Genomic DNA, 17,359 nt, shown 5'->3' with positions numbered 1-17,359 from the left:
CGGGGAGTCCCACTATCACAGCATGGAAGTCTATAGCAGCTTCCTGCCGAGGGGAAGCCATGGTGCCCGCACCTGTCCCGGCGTAATTGACCGGGGGCGCGGCAATCGCTGGCGCCCCCGGAATATCTGACGAACAGTGGCAGGAGTGGCGGGATCAGCCCGCCTTGGCCAGTGCCTGTTCAAGATCGGCGATCAGATCGTTCGCATCTTCTGTTCCGATCGAGATACGCACCATATCGGGGCTGGCACCGGCTGCCTGTTGTTGTTCCGGCGTCAGCTGACGGTGCGTGGTCGAGGCCGAGTGGATCACAAGGCTACGGGTATCGCCCAGATTGGCGACGTGGCTGAACAGCTCCAGACTGTCGACCATTTTCACACAGGCGTCATAGCCACCCTTGAGTTTCACGGTGAAGAGCCCGCTGGCCCCACGCGGGCAGTATTTGGCGACACGGTCATAGACCGGCGAACTTTTGAGGCCCGCGTAGGTCACGCCTGCGATACGGTCATGCTGTTCCAGCCATTCCGCAATCCGTGTGGCGTTTTCCACATGCCGTTCCATCCGCAGACTCAATGTCTCGATCCCCATCAGTGTGTAATGCGCCGCCTGTGGATTCAGCGTCATGCCGAGGTCGCGCAGACCGATGGCGATACCGTGGAAGGTAAAGGCGAGCGGGCCGAAAGTCTCGTGAAACTTGAGGCCATGATACGCCGGTTCTGGTTGGCTGAGCGAGGGGAACTTATCCGAAGCGGACCAGTCGAACGTGCCGCTATCGACCACGACGCCACCGGTGACAGTGCCGTTGCCGGTCAGGTATTTTGTCATAGAGTGCACCACCAGCGTCGCGCCATGCTCGATCGGGCGGCAGAGGTAGGGCGAGGCCGTGGTGTTATCGACGATCAGGGGGATGCCTGCCTTGTCCGCGACATCAGCGATAGCGCGCAGATCGGCGATATGCCCGCCGGGGTTGGCAATGGATTCGCAGAATACGGCGCGCGTGTTGTCGTCGATGGCTGCGTCAATGGCGGCCATGTCGTCGATATCGACGAAACGGGCCTCCCAGCCGAATCGTTTCATCGTCTGGCTGAATTGAGTGACCGAACCACCATATAGACGGGTCGAGACCACGACGTTGCACCCCGGCTGCATCAGCGGAAAGAGCGCCATGATCTGCGCGGCATGCCCCGAAGAGCAGCACACAGCGCCCGCCCCGCCCTCAAGCGTCGCGACGCGTTCCTGCAAGGCGGCAACGGTGGGGTTGGTCAGGCGCGAGTAGATGTAGCCGACTTCCTGAAGGTTAAAGAGCGCGGCGGCGTGTTCGGCGTCGCGGAACACATAGGCGGTGGTCTGGTAGATCGGCACCTGTCGCGCGCCGGTTGCCGGATCGGGGTGTGCGCCCGCGTGGATCTGCAATGTGTCAAAGCCGTAGGCCATAGTCGGTCCTCCTGAAGAAATGCGTTGCCCAAATCTGTAAGGGATCGCTGACGCAACGACAACTGGCTATGGGGGATAGGTCATCGCAGGACGGCGTGCCCGGCGGCACAACCGGGCGTGCGACGGCAATCTAGCGCATCCAGAAACCATTGCGTTTGATTTTGTTACGGATGGCCTGCTCCTTGCGGGGCAGGTCGTTCTGGTCAAAGAGGTCGCGCACCTTGAAGCCGCGTCCCTGATAGACCATCCGTTTGATCGGATCGTACTCCTTGAGCACTTTCTTGATCCGGTTGGGGGTCGTTACCTCGTGCAAAACCTCGACCACATGCTCGCTCTCGCGCGCATAGAGCAGCGGCAACAGGCGGTAGTGGCAGGTAATGTCGCCGTCCAGCAATCCGCCGGGCAGCGTGTCACGCCCACCGCCCAGACTGTGGATGACGAGGGGTAGCGCGACCTGATCCAGCCACGGGTCAAGCTCTTGGCAGATCAGCTCTGCCGGGGGATCATTGCGGATCGCCAGCGCGTATTCCTCGAACCGTGCGCCGAATTCGGCTGGGCAGCGATAGTAAAAGAAACCGGCGTTGAAATAGAGGTAGCGTTTCCAGAATTCATCGGGCTGGGTGGTATCGAGTGAGCTGTCGAAATCCAGCCCGAAGCGATCGTAGAGCGATTTCCAGATGTCGGTGTAGCCGGGGCCGTACAGGTCCGGTTTGGGCCATGTTCCCTCGCGTCGCAGCGATGCGCTGGGGCGGTCAAAGTCAAACGGCACGCTCATCAGGTCGCCCGTCACAAGCGTGTCGGTGTCGAAGAACACGAACGGCTCACCCGCTGGCAGGATGCGCAATGCCTCGATCTTGTTGCCGTACGGATAGTCCTGACCGAAATGGCGGCTTTCAAACGGGACGATTTCAGCGCCCAGCTCTTCGAGCAGAATGGCTGTCTCTGCGCCGTTGATACGCGGATCCCCCTTCCACAATGGGCCCGGTTGCGGCTCTGCCACGATCAGGCGTCCGTCAAAATCGGGCGTCGTTTCACGCAGCGAGGCGCAAAATATGATAGCCTCATATTGCAATCGTCCGCCCTGACCGACGATCACGATGTTGAAAGGCTGTCTTTTGTTCGCCTGCGCCACCATACTGGCCCTATCCCACCTGTTTTGACGCGCAGTATAGGAGCGATCCGGGCGTGGCAGAAGGGGGCAGGTGCGGGGAATTTGTTAAAATCGGGATTTTGGCAAAAAGGAGATTGAAGGATGATTGATTGGGTCTTTATCGCGATTGCTGTCGCGTTCGGGGGCGATGATGCTGGCGGGGGCGAGCCACCGGCGCAAGATGCGGTTTTTCTGGCCGAACCACAGACGCCCTCGGGTAAGTTCACCACCGCCACGGAAGTGAAGCCGATTTTGGGCATGACCAAGGGCAACTGGGTCGCGGTGCGTGAATATGACGGTCAGGATCTGCTCTATTTCACGCATTTGCTGAGCTGGCGCTGCGGGCTGCACCAGATCCGTTATAGCCTGAATGGCGGACCTGTTCAGGTCTGGCCGATGCCACCCTGTCTGGACGGGACGTCGATGCCGAATGCAATCCGCACCGAGGATGGCATGCCCTATATCGCGCAACCTCTGGGCAGTATCGGATCGGTGCGGGTGGAATTGCTATATGATGATCTGAGCGAAGAATCGGCGGAGTTTTCACGCAGTGACGTGCTGATGCCCTGAGCTGTATAGGCAATTGCCCGCCGCATGAACCGCCGCTGCACCGCGCGTTGACCAAGCGTCACCGAATGTTCCGGGATGGTGTCAAAAGCCCATGGTTTCCACTTGTTCAGGCGCGATCGGGGGAACGATCATCTGCTTTTGGAGCGGATGTCACAAAAATTTCCTTTGAGAAAGCATCCGATCACATCTAGCCTCGTGCAAAAAATGGGAGAATGACGATATGAAGATGACTTCAACACTTTTGTCGGGCGTGGCGCTGGCGTTCAGCATGACGCTGGGCGGGGCGGCTGCCGCACAAGATTGCCCGCATGGTACACTGGACAAACGGTTCTGTGACACCGACGGCGACCTGATCGCGGACACACCGACGGATGAGGCGCAACAGCTTGACCCCGACACGTTGATCTTTGCCTATACCCCGGTCGAGGATCCAGCGGTCTACAAAGAAGCATGGGCCGATTTTCTGACCCATCTGGAAGAGGCGACCGGCAAGGATGTCGTGTTTTTCCCAGTTCAGTCCAACGCAGCCCAGATCGAGGCGATGCGCTCGGGGCGGCTGCATATTGCGGGTTTCAACACTGGATCGAATCCACTGGCTGTGAACTGCGCGGGCTTCTCGCCGTTCACCATCATGGCGTCAGAGGACGGCAGCTTTGGCTACGAGATGGAAATCCTGACCTACCCCGGTTCAGGGATCGAAAAGGTTGAGGATATCAAGGGCAAGCAGCTGGCCTTTACCTCGCCCACGTCGAATTCGGGCTTCAAGGCACCGTCGGCGATTTTGAAAAGCGATTTCGACCTGCTGCCAGATCGCGATTTTGAGCCGGTCTATTCGGGCAAGCACGACAACTCGATCCTTGGCGTTGCCAACAAGGACTATCCGGCGGCGTCCATAGCCAACTCGGTTTTGGCGCGTATGCTGAAGCGGGATGTGGTGACAGAGGATCAACTGGTGTCGATCTACAAATCGCAGACCTTCCCGACCACGGGCTACGGGGTCGTCTACAATCTGAAACCAGAGTTGCAGGACAAAATCCGCGCGGCATTCTTTGACTTTGATTGGGCCGGCACCAGCCTGGAAGAAGAATTCAGCAAGAACGGCGAAGCCCAGTTCATCGAGATCGACTACAAGTCGTACTGGGATGTGATCCGCAAGATCGACTCGGCCAACGACGTCAGCTACGCTTGCGAATAACACCAAACTGAGTAACGGCAAGGGGCGGCCCGAGAGGACCGCCCCTTGGCTATGTTGAATTCAGCGCCGGGAGGGCGTGCATGCTGCGGCTTGAAAAGCTAACCAAGACATACAAAACCGGGGATCAGGCGCTGAAGGCGGTCGAGCTGGAGGTGCCCGAGGGGCAGGTTCTGGCCCTCATCGGCCCATCGGGTGCGGGTAAATCCACGCTGATCCGCTGTATCAACCGGTTGGTCGAGCCGTCGTCAGGCAAGGTGTATCTCGGCGATGTCGAATTGACCGGGCTTTCTTCTGGTGGATTGCGCAAAGAACGCCGTCGCATGGGGATGATTTTTCAGGAATATGCACTGGTCGAACGCCTGTCAGTGATGGAGAACGTCCTGTCGGGGCGTTTGGGCTATGTCAGTTTCTGGCGCAGTTTCCTGCGGAAGTACCCGCAATCGGATGTGGACGAGGCGTATCGCCTGCTGGACCGTGTCGGGCTGCTGGCGATGGCGGACAAGCGCGCCGATGAACTGTCGGGCGGACAACGGCAGCGCGTGGGCATTTGCCGGGCGTTGATCCAAGACCCGGCGCTGCTGTTGGTGGACGAGCCCACCGCGTCGCTGGACCCCAAAACATCGCGGCAGATCATGCGGTTGGTGTGCGAGTTGTGCAAGGAGCGCGGACTGGCGGCGATCATCAATATCCACGATGTGGCACTGGCGCAGATGTTCGTGCAACGTGTGATCGGCCTGCGCGCCGGTGCGGTCGAATTTGATGGCCCGCCTGATGCGCTGACCCCTGATGTCCTGACCACGATCTATGGTGCTGAGGACTGGGAGGCGACGATCGACAAGGTCGACGAAGACGATGACGATACGCCGGAGGCTGCTGAATGAGCACCGAATTGGCGGCGATTGTCGGAAAACCGTGGAAAAAACCACCATTTGTTCAGCGGCCTTGGTTGCGCTGGGCGCTGATGATCGGGTTTGCTGCCTATCTGGTGGCGGCGTTCCTGACGATAGACGTCAACTGGAGCCGCGTTTACGAGGGGTTGGAGCGCGGCAAGCAATTCGTGCTGGCCTTTACCAGCCCCGATTTCACCTCGCGATCAGGTGATATCTGGGACGGGATGCTGGAAAGCGTCATTATGACGGTGGCGGCATCCGTGGTGGGGATCGCCATTTCGATCCCCATCGCGCTGGGCGCAGCGCGCAACATCGCCCCGCTGCCGATCTATTTAATCTGCCGGTCCATCATCGCGGTCAGCCGCGCGTTGCAAGAGATCATCGTGGCGATCCTGCTGGTCGCCATCTTTGGGTTCGGCCCGCTGGCTGGTTTCCTGACCCTCAGCTTTGCCACCATCGGGTTCCTGTCGAAATTGCTGGCTGAGGACATCGAAAGTATGGACCGGGTGCAGGCCGAGGCGATCAAGGCGTCAGGCGCGAAATGGTCCCAATGGATCAACTACGGGGTGCAACCGCAGGTCATGCCGCGTCTGATCGGTCTGTCAATGTACCGGATCGATATCAATTTCCGCGAAAGCGCCATTCTGGGCCTTGTGGGGGCAGGGGGCATTGGGGCGACGCTGAACACCGCATTCGACCGCTATGAATATGATACGGCAGCAGCGATCCTGCTGATCATCATCGGGGTGGTGATGGCGCTGGAATACCTGTCTGGGATCATCCGCGAGAGGGTTCAGTAATGCCGATGCGCGAAGCAGGGGGCCAGAAACTCTGGCAGCGCCGGACGGGGCGTGAATCGCTCTTTCACTGGGTGCTATGGCTGATCGGGATCGCGATATTCGCCTATTGCTGGCAACAGATTTCAGAGGCCACGACGTGGTTCTTCGTCTGGGATGCGCCGCGCATTGCGGGCGATATCTGGGATCGGGCGACCCCGCCGAAGTGGGAATATATCACCCAATTGGGCGAGCCGATCTGGGATACGCTGAACATCGCCACGCTGGGCACGATCATCGCGCTGCTGCTGGCGGTGCCGGTCGCGTTCCTCGCGGCGCGCAACACTACGCCATCGCGCGTGTTTATCCGCCCCATTGCGCTCTTGATTATCGTCTCGACCCGGTCGATCAATTCGTTGATCTGGGCGCTCCTGCTGATTGCGATCATCGGGCCGGGTGTCTTTGCCGGGGTGGTGGCGATCGCGATCCGTTCGATCGGGTTCTGTGCCAAGCTGCTGTATGAGGCGATCGAAGAGATCGACCAGACCCAAGTGGAGGCGATCACAGCCACAGGTGCATCGCGCTGGCAGGTGATGGCATATGGGATATTGCCGCAGATCATGCCCGCATTTGCCGGGATTGCGGTGTTTCGCTGGGACATCAACATTCGCGAATCGACGGTGTTGGGCTTGGTCGGGGCCGGGGGTATTGGGCTGCAACTGTCGGCATCACTGAATGTACTGGCATGGCCACAGGTGTCATTGATCCTGTTGGTGATCCTGATGGCTGTTGTGATCTCTGAATGGGTTTCGGCCAAAGTGCGCGGCGCGATCATCTGACGCGATGCCTTAGGCACAGGACCGACTATGACCACAGAGCTACAGGACACATCCTCTGTCTTTGACCGATACGAAGCGATCCGTGACCGATTGCCTGTGGCGTCGGGATGTGGGCGCAATCAAGCCATCGGGTCGTTGATGGATATCACAGACCGCGTGGATGTCTTTGTGTTCGATGCGTTCGGGGTGCTGAATGTCGGTGAAACCCCAATACCGGGCGCAGCAGAACGGCTGGACCATTTGCGCGCCGCTGGCTGCCAGATCCGCGTATTGACCAATGCCGCCAGCTATGACCGTGCCGGGGCCATCGCCAAGTTCAAACGGCTGGGCATGACGCTGCACGATGATGAAATCATCACCAGCCGCGAGGCCGCTTTGACTGCCGCCGGACCACACCACTGGGGCGTGATTGCAGCCAAAGGGGATGCACTGGGCGATGTGCCGGGCACCGTCACCCGATTGGGCGACGAAGTGGCGGATTATGATGCCGTCGACGGCGTTCTGTTCCTGTCGGCTGCGGACTGGAACCCGGCCCGTCAGGCCAAGCTGGAAGCCGCGCTGATCCATCGCCCCAGACCGGTGCTGATTGCGAATGCCGATCTGGTCGCGCCACGCGATGACGGGTTTTCGCTGGAACCGGGGTATTTTGGCCATTTGATCGCAGACCGGACACAGGCCGTGGTCAGTTTCTATGGCAAACCCTTCGGCGACGTCTTTGCCATGGTCAGCGCAACGCTGGACGGTGTCACAGCAGAGCGGATCGCGATGTGTGGCGATTCATTGCATACCGATATTCTGGGCGCCCGTGCGGCAGGCTGGCAATCGGTGCTGGTCACGCAAGACGGATTGTTTGCAGGGGCCGATATCGCGGCGTTCTGCGCACGTTCCGGCATTCATGCGGATTGGCAGTTGGGCCGGATTTGATGCGGCGAGCCATGTTCAGGCAGGATCGCGCTCAGGTCTCGGGGTAGGTCGCAAGAATCAACTTGTCACGCAACTGCGCCCGATCAGGCAGTGATAGCCCGCACAGATCGGCAAGCCAGACACCGTCAACGGCCAAGCGGACGACCGCCAGATCCATGCTGCCATCGGTGTGCTGACCTTTGTCGAGCCATGTGTCGAACCATTCTGCCCACATCGTACGGAGCCTGGGATCAACGAGCAATAACACCGACAGAGCCGACAACAGCCCGCCTTTTTCATTGGGATCCATATCAAAGATTTCGATTACGTAAGCGCGGGTAAATGACCCCTGCGGCGTCGGATCGGCCTGCGCGCGCGTATGAAGGCTGTTTTCCAGATCATTCAGCAAGTCCTGAAACACGGCCTCGATCAACGCTTGTTTGTTGGGGAAGTGGTGGGTCAGCCCCCCCTTTGTGACGCCCGCGGCATCTGCGACGGCCTGAACTGTGACGGCTGCCATACCTTGCTCGACAGCGAGACGAGCAGCCTGATCCAACAGGGCGCGGCGCACGGTCTCGGGCTGTTTTTTGCGATGGTAGAGGTTTTTCATGTCAGTGTGTTGCGCTGTTGGACAGCAGGTTCATTACAAGTACGCCGGAAACGATCAAGCCGATACCCACGATTGCCCAGACATCCAGCGTGAAACGAAAAACGACTACGCTGATGATGCTTGTCAGAATGATCCCGAGGCCGCCCCAAATCGCGTATGCAACACCAAGCGGGATGGCTCTGAGTGCCAGCGAAAGAAAAAACAACGATGCGGCGAAGCATACGATCATGCCGATGGTGGGGAGCGCGCGCGTGAATTGCTCTGATCGCTGAAGGAGCGACGTTCCGGTCACCTCGCAGACGATGGCCGTCGCGAGTGCTGCGTAAGCTGTAAAGATCGGGTTCATGATTCGGCCTCTTGATCCTGTGATGCCCGTTAGATACCGAACGTTTGGTTTCTTTGGAAGGGATGAAACACACGGAGCCTCGCGCATGATTTTGTTTTCAGGTGATTATGCGTGTCGGATCACGGCACCAGAAGAGAACGTCGCAAGCCGGAAAAGGGCGGAGCAGCGTGGCGTATCTGCGCCGTCGCGACCATTCCGAACGCTGCTGTTGGAGAAGGGGGGCAGTCCGCGCGGTGCGCAGTCCCGGTCAGGTCATAAGCGCGTCAAAAGCACTGCGGCGGCGACCGCTGATCGCACTTGGGCGGCGCGTGGTCCGGTCGACATAGACATGGACAAAGAACCCTTCGGCCGAGGCCGCTGGTTCGTGATTGCGGAACAGGCCGATTTCAAACCGAACCGACGTGGACCCGAGATGCCCGATCCTCAGACCTGCATGAACCGTGTCCGGAAAGCCCATCTCAGCGAAATATTTACAGCCGGTTTCCACGACGAGGCCAAAGCTGTCGCTGGTTTTCGGATCAAGCAGTCCTCCTTCGATCAGCCAGCCATTCACCGCAGTATCGAACAGCGAATAATGCACCACGTTGTTCATGTGGCCATAAACGTCATTGTCCATCCAGCGCGTCGTGATCTGGCGAAAGACGCGATAGTCGGCGCGGGTCGCGCGGGGGTCTGCCATCACCACGCCGCCCGATAGACTGCCAGTGCGTCCTGCTCTGACATTTCGCGCGGATTGTTCACCAGTAACCGGGTCTGGAGCATCGCGTCTGAGGCCATCTTGTTCAGCGCGGTTTCGGGGATGCCGACTTCGCGCAGGCGCGTCTGCATGCCCAACCGTTGGGACAGGTCGGCCAGTGCATCGATAAAGGCGGCGCAGCGCGCCTGCCTGCCTTCGATCTCTGCCAGATGGGGAAAGGCGTCGGCGGCGATCTCGGCATAGGCGCCGTAGGCGACGGGCGCGTTGAACCGCAGCACATGCGGCAAAACCAGCGCGTTTGACAGCCCGTGCGGGACATGAAACGTGCCGCCGATTGGATAGGCCAGCGCATGCACGGCAGCAACCGGCGAGTTGGCAAAGGCCTGACCGGCCAGCATGGACCCCAGTAGCATCGCGCCACGCGCCTCGGCATTGCCGGGTTCCGCGACGACGGTTTCTATATTGGTCCCCAAGAGGCGCAACGCTTCGCGGGCGAGCATTTTGCTGAGCGGATTGTTATTGGCATTGGTCGAGGCATAAGCCTCGATTGCGTGTACCATCGCGTCAACACCCGTCGCGGCAGTAATCGGGGCAGGCAGACCCAGCGTCAGGTCGCAATCCAGAATGGCGATGTCGGGCAGCAGGATAGGCGTGGAAACACCGCGCTTTTCCTCGGCCCCGACGGTAATGATGGACACTGGTGTGACCTCGCTGCCGGTGCCGGCGGTGGTTGGGATCAGCACAAGTGGCAGGCGCGGTCCGCGAGCTTGTCCAACGCCCCATGCGCCGTCCAGATTCTCGCCTGATCCGAGCAGCAGCGCCGCAACCTTGGCCACGTCCAGCGACGATCCGCCGCCGAAACCGATGACGCCCGTCACCTGCGCCGCACCTCCTGCGGCGGTCGCCGCTTCGAGCGTGGCACGAGAGGGGTCGGCCTCGACCTGATCGAACACAGTTACGGTGATACCCGCCGCCTCAAGCGACGCCAGAGCACCATTGCACAGTCCCAGTTTGCGCAGGCCTGGATCGGTGATGAACAGAACGTCCGTCCCCAGCGTCGTCCCCGCGATTTCGGCCAGTTCAGCCGAGGCACCTGAGCGAAAAACGAGTGATTTCGTGGTGTTGAATATGAATGGTTGCATAAGGTCCTCAGGCATTTTCGGGTTGGGTATAGCCGTCACGCAAACGAAAGCGCATGATCTTGCCAGAGCCAGTCCGGGGAATCTCGGACACTGCGACGACATCATGCGGCAGTTTATAGTTTGACAGCGTTCGCGCGCAAAAATCTTTGACGGCTTGCAAGGTGGGCATTTCGGCCTCCGGTACGACAAAGGCGACTGGTACTTCGCCCAATGTTTCGTGCGGGATGCCGACGACGGCGCAATCGCGCACACCGGCCAGTTTCTGAACTGTATCCTCGACTTCGGCGGGCGCGATGTTTTGGCCGCCCCGGATGATCAGCTCCTTGAGCCGGCCGGTGATGGTCAGATAGCCCGATGCGTCTGACCGGGCGAGATCGCCGGTACGATACCATCCTGCCTTTAATGCGGCTTCAGTCGCCTCGGGTTTGCCATAATAGCCTTGCATGACGTTGGGGCCGCGCACGATCAGCTCGCCCTCATCCCCGAACGGCACGTCGTTGTCGTCGCTGTCGACCAACCGCACGGCAAGGCCCGGCAGAGGCAGTCCGCAAGAGCCCGGTACGCGCGCCGCATTGGCCCAGTTCATCGTGACCATGGTGGAGGTTTCCGTGATGCCATACCCATCGAGCAGTTCGATGCCGAAGCTGTCCTCGAACGCGTCGTTCAGCGATGCGGGCATGATCGCGCCGGCAGACACGCAGCGGCGCACCGAATGGAAGGGGTTCCGGCCTTCCTCCTTTGCGGCCAGCATCAGGTAATGAAACATGGTCGGAACGCCCGGCATGATGGTAAAGTTGCCCTGTTCCAGCAGGTCCATCGCCTCGCGAGGCGAGAACCGTTCCATGACGTATTCGCTGGCACCGGTGGCGATGATCGACAGAACCGAAAAATTGAGTGCGTAGGAATGAAACAGCGGCAGTGGTGACAACACCCGGTCGTCAGGACCCAGCCCGACCACGGATGCCCAACAGGCCGCGTTGACCCAGAGCATCGAGCGCGTCGTCAGCATGACACCCTTGGGCTTGCCGGTTGTGCCAGAGGTGTAGACGATCATCGACGTTGCGTCGATATCGTCGGGTGGTAGCGTGATACCCACAGCGGCTTCGGCGCACAGCGCCCGCAAATCGGGCCGTTCTGCGTTTGGGTCGTCGTCAGCCAGAATTGTGACATCGGGCACTGCGCCACCCAGATCGGCCAGCGCGCCCGCTTTTTCGCTGCGCGTGATGAAAATGCCCACACCCGCATCTGCGACGCGGTAAGCCATTTCATCCTGCCGGGCATCATAGGCGATCGGCACCGCGATGCCGCCCGCGCGGATCGCGGCCAGAACCGAGACGATCCAATCGACGGAATTGGGCAGCCAGACGCCAACCGCGCCGCCCGGCTCCAGCCCCATCGCGCGATACTGGCTGGCCAGCGCCGCGACCTCTGCTGCGAGGGCGGCATAGGTGATGGCGCGATGCCGGTCATCGAACGCCACCTTGTCTGGATAGGCCGCCGCCTGTCGGGGCAAAAGCTCGGCCAGCGGGGCGATCAGGTCAGTGCGGATCATGTTGTTTCCTCCCTAATTGGTCTGCAATCAGACCATGCTGAAACCGCCATTGGCGCTGATGACCTGCCCGGTGATCCATGATGCTTGATCAGAGGCGAGAAACGTCACAAGGGGCGCGATGTCATCTGGTGTACCGATACGGCGCAGCGGATAGGCGCGCACGATCTTTTCCATATTCTTTTCCAGAAACTCGGCATCCGAATGCGCCGTTTGGACCAGCCCCAGCGAGACGGCATTGACGCAGACATTGTTGCGTCCCATCTCGCGCGCCAGCGATTTTCCGAGCGCCACGGTTCCTGCACGGGTTGCAGCGGCCATCGACAGGTTTGCCTCGCCGATGCGAGAACTGTCACCGATCAGGCTGATGATGCGCCCCCAGTTGTTATCGATCATGTGCGGCGCGACAGCATGGCAACAATGGATCGCGCCATAGAGGCAGACATCCATCTGTGCCTTCCAGTCTTCGGGGGTCGAGTCGACAAATCTACCGTATTTCACATAACCCGCGTTATTGATCAGAATATCGACCTTGCCGTGGTCTGCAACGATGGCCGCGACCATCGTCTTGACCTGATCATAGTCGGAGATGTCGGCCTGATAGGCCTTGGCGGTTCCGCCAGCCGCCTCGATATCCGTCACGACGGCGGCCGCTTCGTCCGCCGAGCTGCGATAGTTTACCGCGACGATGGCACCCTCTGCCGCCAAAGAGCGGGCGATGTCTCCGCCGGTGTCGCGCCCGCCACCCGTTACAAGGGCCACGCGGCCGGTCAGTCCGAAATTCATGTTGTTACTCCGTTTTTTGATTATCTGCGATCAACCGGTTCAGTTTGCTCGGTGTGATCGGAAGTTCGTTTATGCCCAGTCCCAGATGTGCCACAGCGTCGGCAACGGCGTTGGCTATGGCAGCAGGGGCACCGATGGTGCCGCCTTCGCCCATGCCGCGGAACCCGCCGGGGTTGTCAGGCAGTTCGGTTTCAAGGTGGTGCACTTCCAACTTGGGCACCTCTGCCGAGGTCGGCACGAGGTAGTCGGCGAGGCTGGCCGACAACAATTGTCCTGCCTCATCGAAATGCAGCTCTTCCAGCAGCGCCACGCCAATGCCCTGCACAACGCCACCATGCACCTGTCCGTCCACGACCATTGGGTTGATCATCCGCCCGCAATCCTCGGCGACGAGGAACCGGGTCAGTCGGATTGCCAGCGTTTCGGCATCAATCTCGACCTCGGCGATGTGGGTGGCCGCGGTGGTGGTGCCTAGGAAGGGATCGTAATTCCCTTGCGCCTCCAGCACCTCGCGCGCCTCCATCGGCAGGGTGGTCATGTCGGAATAGACCGCGCGCGCCAGATCACCAAAGCCGATGCGGTGGTTGGTTTCGGGGACGTAAATTTCGCCATTCCCGGTCTCAACCTCTTCGGGGGTCACATCGAACAATCGGGCCGCCACCCGCTTGACCTTTTTCAGCAGTGTGCGCGTCGTGACGATGGCCGCGCCGCCGCCAATCACAGCCGAACGGCTGGCATAGGTGCCAGTGCCATGCGCCGTGGTGCCGGTATCGCCCTGCACAACCGTGACATCGGCGGGGCGCACGCCCAACTCTTCGGCCACGATCTGCGCCAGCGTGGTTTCGAGACTCTGCCCATGCGAGGCCGTGGCAAATACGGCCGTCACGCTTCCTGTCGCGTCGATACGAACCGACGCTGTCTCGGCTCCGGTATTGATCGGCATGCCGGGGGCCACGGCGATACGCGATCCGATCCCGGTCAGTTCTGCATAGGTACCGATGCCCAGACCGAGCCAGCGCCCCTCGGTGCGCGCCTTGGCCTGACGGGCGCGAAAACCGGTGATATCGGCGACCTCGACTGCCTTTTCCAGACATTCGGCAAAACCGGAGTGATCCCAGCGGATACCGGACCCGATGCGGAAGGGGAAATCCTGAGGTCGTACCAGATTGCGCCGCCGGATTTCTGCCGGGTCCATCCCCAGCTTTGCTGCGGCCATGTCCACCAGCCGTTCCAGCGCGAACACTGCCATCGGACGTCCGACACCGCGATATGGGCCGGTTGGCGGTTTTGGTGTGCATACGCCCCGGACCCGCCCGCGATAGGCGGGGGTGCGATAGGGGCCGGGCAAGAAGCTGGCCACTTGGACCGGCTCCAGCGCGGCAGTCCAAGGGGTGATCGAGTAGGCCCCGATGTCACCGATGATTTCAGCATCCAACGCCAGAAACCGCCCCTCGGTGTCAAAGCCCAGCCGCGCCTCGACGATCTCATCAAAGCCCTGACTGGTGGATGTCAGATCCTCCAACCGGTCCGAGACATACTTGACCGGGCGTTCGAGTTGCCGGGCGAGGGCGGTCACGATGACCTCTTCGGGATAGACCGATCCTTTGCCGCCGAAACCGCCGCCCACATCGGGTGCGACGACGCGAAGCCGGTTGCCGGGCAGATCCAGCAGCCGCGCCAGTTCATCGCGGACGACACCGGGGACCTGGGTCGAGCCGTACAGCGTTATCGCGTCCCGACCGCGGTCGTAATCCGCGACATAGGCGCGGTTTTCGATGGCCAGCGGTGATTTGCGGCGCAGACGAAACCGACCCTCGACCACATGCGGAGCGGCGGCGATGTCGGCGGGCGCGTCGCCGGTGGCGAACGTCCGTTCCAGAACCAGATTGCCGGGGACAGTGTCATGCAGCGCGACCGCGCCGGGCTTTATCGCCTCGACAGGATCCGAGGTCGCGTCGATCGTATCGTAATCGACCGTGACCTGCATTGCGGCGTCTTCGGCCACGTATCTGTCGCGCGCCACGACCACGACCACCGGTTCCCCCACATAGCGTACGACATCACGGGCCAGAACCGGGCAATGGGTGGCGTGGTAATCTTTCATCCGCGATGGCGCGGAGAGGTCGGGAATATAGGCGAAATCCTCTGCGGTGAAGACAGCGATCACACCGGGCATGGCGCGTGCGTCGTCGGCATCGACGCTCAGGATGCGGGCATGGGCCTGATCGGATCGAACAAAGGCCAGATGCACCATCCGGTTCATACGGATATCGGCAACATAGCGTCCCGCGCCGGTCAAGAGACGCGGATCCTCTAGGCGCTTGACCTTTTCGCCGATGTATTTCGGGCGGGTGATTTCTGCCGGGACGCTGCGGGTGGGCTCATTCATACCCGTCGCTCCCTTTGCGCAGGCTCTGCCATTGGGCGTCGTCATGGCCGCAGATCACCATCGCGCCCTCAGCCTCGAACGCACGGATGCGGGCGTAGGATGCCAACAGCGCCGCCGGATCGCCTGCGTTCTTGGGCACCTCGTCGTGATCTAGGTTGCGGCGCAGACTGACGGCATCAGAGACGCAGAGCACGCGCCCGGTCTGTTCCAGCACCGCCATCAGCCCCATCAGCCCCGGTGTATGGCCCGGAAGATGTATGCAAATCAGTCGCCCATCGCCCATGACGTCGTGGCCTTCGGCGACGGTATCCATCGGCATGGGATGATCCCATTCCTGCGGCATGTAGCCCTGCGCGGCAGCATCGTCGGCACGGGCGGCGTCAAGCTCTGCCTCGTGGACGATAAAACGTGCGCCGGTAAAGAATTCGTTGCATCCGCAATGATCGGGATGGAAATGCGAATTCACGACCACGTCGATATCGTCGGGCGACAGACCCTGCGCTGCAAGGCTGTCAATGACATTGGCGGAATGATCCCCGATCGGCGTCATCACATTGGCCAGTTTGCCCCAGCGCGCCTCGGCATCCTCTGACACGGAAGGATGACAACCGGTGTCAAACAGCACATTGCCATCCGGGTGGCGAAACAGGATCGCCATGACGGGCAGTTCGATCATCTCGGTCTTGTCGGCGTCAGGGACGTAGATGCGCCGCCGCATCCGCAACCGTCCACCATCCAGTACATGCATTTTCATGCCGCTATCCCATCTCTTTCATTCACCAGATCGCGCACGGCGCGGATGATGTGCTCATACCCCGTGCAGCGACATAGATTGCCCGACAACGCCTCGCGAATATCAGCGTCGCTCGCCAATGTTTCGGTTTCCAGTATCTCGGCCACCGTCATCAGAAAGCCGGGGGTGCAAAATCCGCATTGCAACGCATGATGTTTGCGGAACGCCTCTTGGATGCGGTGCATTTTGCGAGGTGATCCCAGCCCCTCGACTGTCATAATGTCGGCTCCTTCGAGCTGTGCTGCGAACAACAGGCAGGATCTGGCGGTGGTGCCATTCAGCCGGATCGTACAGGCCCCGCAAACGCCATGCTCGCACCCGACATGCGTGCCGGTTAGCCCCAGCACATCGCGTAGGAAATCGCTGGCCAGCATGCGGGGCTCGGCCTGTTCGGTCACTTTCATGCCATTGACGGTGAGTGTGATGTTTATCATGTCGTTCCTCCTGCGCGGTCTGCGGCGCGTTCCAGCACCCGGCGCGCCAGTACCGGTGCCAGCCGTTTGCGGTACGCCACAGAGGCATGCATGTCCTCGTTCGGCTCCAACGAGTCGGCGCAATTCGCGACGATCCCGGCAATGTCATCGGGGGCTTGACCGATCAGTGCTGCCTCAATCTCGGGCAGTCGCAGCGGCGTATCGCCGAGGCCGCCAAAGGCCAGACGGGCACTGGTGATGCGGCCAGCTTTCAGTGTCAGAGTTGCGCCGCACGAAACCACGGCAAAATCCCCCGCACGCAAAGCAACCTCGTCAAAGGCCATGCCGGTTCCAGCCTCGGGTATCGGCAGAGTCACACCGGTTAGCACTTCATCTTCGGTCAGATCGGTGACGAGTGGCGCGATAAAAAAATCTCTGGGTGCGGCGCTGCGCATCCCATCGGGGCCGAGTATCTCCAGTGTGCCATCCAGCAGACGCACAAGCAGAGGCCATTCCGCGGACGGATCGGCATGGACCAGTGAGCCGCCGATGGTGCCGCGATTGCGGATGGCCATGTGGGCGACATGCGCCATCGCTTCGGCCACCACGGGCAGATGCCGGGCCAAATCCGGGTCGCGCGCGGCCTGAACATGGCGGACCAGCGCGCCGATCTGTAGCGTTTTCCCGGACATGGTGATGTCAGCGAGTTCAGATATGTCGTTGATGTCCACCAGCCGTTCCGGTGTGACCAGCCGGAAATTCATCATTGGAACAAGGCTCTGCCCGCCCGCGATGATCTTGGCGTCGTCATGGTCCAGTGCCGCAATCGCGTCGTTCAGCGTGGCGGGGCGGAGATATTCAAAGGGGGCCGGTTTCATC

The 17,359-nt window shown here is 60.6% G+C and carries 18 protein-coding genes; 6 read left to right on the top strand and 12 right to left on the bottom strand.

Translation table 11 applies throughout. The features are described from left to right. Positions 1 to 154: 154 nt before the first annotated feature. Together N7U68_RS05755 and N7U68_RS05750 are read right to left on the bottom strand one after the other, a co-directional pair. On the bottom strand, positions 155 to 1,432 hold the full coding sequence (locus N7U68_RS05755; RefSeq protein WP_263048532.1) for an O-acetylhomoserine aminocarboxypropyltransferase/cysteine synthase family protein: 1,278 nt from the start codon (positions 1,430 to 1,432) through the stop codon (positions 155 to 157). A gap of 130 nt (positions 1,433 to 1,562) precedes the next feature. Next, on the bottom strand, positions 1,563 to 2,567 hold the full coding sequence (locus N7U68_RS05750; protein ID WP_165197375.1) for a GT-B fold glycosyltransferase domain-containing protein: 1,005 nt from the start codon (positions 2,565 to 2,567) through the stop codon (positions 1,563 to 1,565). A gap of 117 nt (positions 2,568 to 2,684) precedes the next feature. Here N7U68_RS05750 and N7U68_RS05745 point away from each other — a divergent pair, with 117 nt between their 5' ends. The 6 genes from N7U68_RS05745 to N7U68_RS05720 all read left to right on the top strand — a co-directional run bounded on the left by N7U68_RS05745 (position 2,685) and on the right by N7U68_RS05720 (position 7,776). Continuing rightward, entirely contained in the window at positions 2,685 to 3,152 is a 468-nt protein-coding gene (locus N7U68_RS05745) for a hypothetical protein (RefSeq protein ID WP_263048531.1), read from the top strand. A gap of 226 nt (positions 3,153 to 3,378) precedes the next feature. After that, complete coding sequence (gene phnD, locus N7U68_RS05740) at positions 3,379 to 4,347, top strand: phosphate/phosphite/phosphonate ABC transporter substrate-binding protein (protein ID WP_373322993.1); 969 nt, start codon at positions 3,379 to 3,381, stop codon at positions 4,345 to 4,347. An 80-nt stretch (positions 4,348 to 4,427) separates the two neighbouring features. Next, a complete protein-coding gene (phnC, locus tag N7U68_RS05735) occupies positions 4,428 to 5,228 on the top strand; it encodes a phosphonate ABC transporter ATP-binding protein (RefSeq protein WP_263048529.1) in 801 nt (266 codons plus the stop codon). Further along, positions 5,225 to 6,037: a phosphonate ABC transporter, permease protein PhnE gene (gene phnE / locus N7U68_RS05730; protein WP_165197383.1), complete on the top strand. Its 813-nt coding sequence runs from the start codon at positions 5,225 to 5,227 to the stop codon at positions 6,035 to 6,037. Before phnC ends, phnE (N7U68_RS05730) begins: the two co-directional genes overlap by 4 nt. Beyond that, positions 6,037 to 6,852 carry a phosphonate ABC transporter, permease protein PhnE gene (gene phnE, locus N7U68_RS05725; RefSeq protein ID WP_263048528.1) on the top strand — a complete coding sequence of 272 codons (816 nt, stop codon included), beginning with the start codon at positions 6,037 to 6,039 and terminating at the stop codon, positions 6,850 to 6,852. The genes phnE (N7U68_RS05730) and phnE (N7U68_RS05725) overlap by 1 nt, the downstream gene beginning before the upstream one ends. 27 nt (positions 6,853 to 6,879) lie before the next feature. After that, positions 6,880 to 7,776 (top strand): HAD-IIA family hydrolase, encoded by an 897-nt coding sequence (locus N7U68_RS05720; protein ID WP_263048527.1) that lies wholly within the window; start codon positions 6,880 to 6,882, stop codon positions 7,774 to 7,776. Positions 7,777 to 7,807: 31 nt separating this feature from the next. Here the strand turns inward: N7U68_RS05720 and N7U68_RS05715 are convergent, their stop codons facing one another. The 10 genes from N7U68_RS05715 to N7U68_RS05670 form a co-directional block, all read right to left on the bottom strand. After that, a complete protein-coding gene (locus tag N7U68_RS05715; protein ID WP_263048526.1) occupies positions 7,808 to 8,365 on the bottom strand; it encodes a TetR/AcrR family transcriptional regulator in 558 nt (185 codons plus the stop codon). Position 8,366: 1 nt separating this feature from the next. Beyond that, positions 8,367 to 8,711, bottom strand: coding sequence for a DMT family transporter (locus tag N7U68_RS05710; protein ID WP_165197391.1), 345 nt, complete (start codon positions 8,709 to 8,711; stop codon positions 8,367 to 8,369). 247 nt (positions 8,712 to 8,958) lie between these two features. Next, positions 8,959 to 9,390, bottom strand: coding sequence for an acyl-CoA thioesterase (locus N7U68_RS05705; RefSeq protein WP_263048525.1), 432 nt, complete (start codon positions 9,388 to 9,390; stop codon positions 8,959 to 8,961). Next, complete coding sequence (locus N7U68_RS05700; protein ID WP_263048524.1) at positions 9,390 to 10,550, bottom strand: iron-containing alcohol dehydrogenase; 1,161 nt, start codon at positions 10,548 to 10,550, stop codon at positions 9,390 to 9,392. The genes N7U68_RS05705 and N7U68_RS05700 overlap by 1 nt, the downstream gene beginning before the upstream one ends. A gap of 7 nt (positions 10,551 to 10,557) precedes the next feature. Further along, positions 10,558 to 12,102, bottom strand: a complete 1,545-nt coding sequence (locus tag N7U68_RS05695) for a class I adenylate-forming enzyme family protein (RefSeq protein WP_263048523.1) — start codon at positions 12,100 to 12,102, stop codon at positions 10,558 to 10,560. 27 nt (positions 12,103 to 12,129) lie between these two features. Next, the gene (locus N7U68_RS05690) at positions 12,130 to 12,885 is read right to left on the bottom strand and encodes an SDR family NAD(P)-dependent oxidoreductase (protein WP_263048522.1); all 756 of its coding nucleotides are present in this window, start codon (positions 12,883 to 12,885) and stop codon (positions 12,130 to 12,132) included. Positions 12,886 to 12,889: 4 nt separating this feature from the next. Next, a complete protein-coding gene (locus tag N7U68_RS05685; RefSeq protein ID WP_263048521.1) occupies positions 12,890 to 15,274 on the bottom strand; it encodes a xanthine dehydrogenase family protein molybdopterin-binding subunit in 2,385 nt (794 codons plus the stop codon). Then, on the bottom strand, positions 15,267 to 16,028 hold the full coding sequence (locus N7U68_RS05680; protein ID WP_263048520.1) for an N-acyl homoserine lactonase family protein: 762 nt from the start codon (positions 16,026 to 16,028) through the stop codon (positions 15,267 to 15,269). The genes N7U68_RS05685 and N7U68_RS05680 overlap by 8 nt, the downstream gene beginning before the upstream one ends. After that, positions 16,025 to 16,501: a (2Fe-2S)-binding protein gene (locus N7U68_RS05675; protein ID WP_165197405.1), complete on the bottom strand. Its 477-nt coding sequence runs from the start codon at positions 16,499 to 16,501 to the stop codon at positions 16,025 to 16,027. The genes N7U68_RS05680 and N7U68_RS05675 overlap by 4 nt, the downstream gene beginning before the upstream one ends. Then, a complete protein-coding gene (locus N7U68_RS05670; RefSeq protein WP_263048519.1) occupies positions 16,498 to 17,358 on the bottom strand; it encodes an FAD binding domain-containing protein in 861 nt (286 codons plus the stop codon). The genes N7U68_RS05675 and N7U68_RS05670 overlap by 4 nt, the downstream gene beginning before the upstream one ends. Position 17,359 lies beyond the last annotated feature (1 nt).

Origin of the sequence: Roseovarius pelagicus (assembly GCF_025639885.1) — a bacterium.
GTDB classification, from domain to species: Bacteria; Pseudomonadota; Alphaproteobacteria; order Rhodobacterales; family Rhodobacteraceae; genus Roseovarius; species Roseovarius pelagicus.
This window is presented reverse-complemented; position numbering and strand designations above follow the sequence as displayed.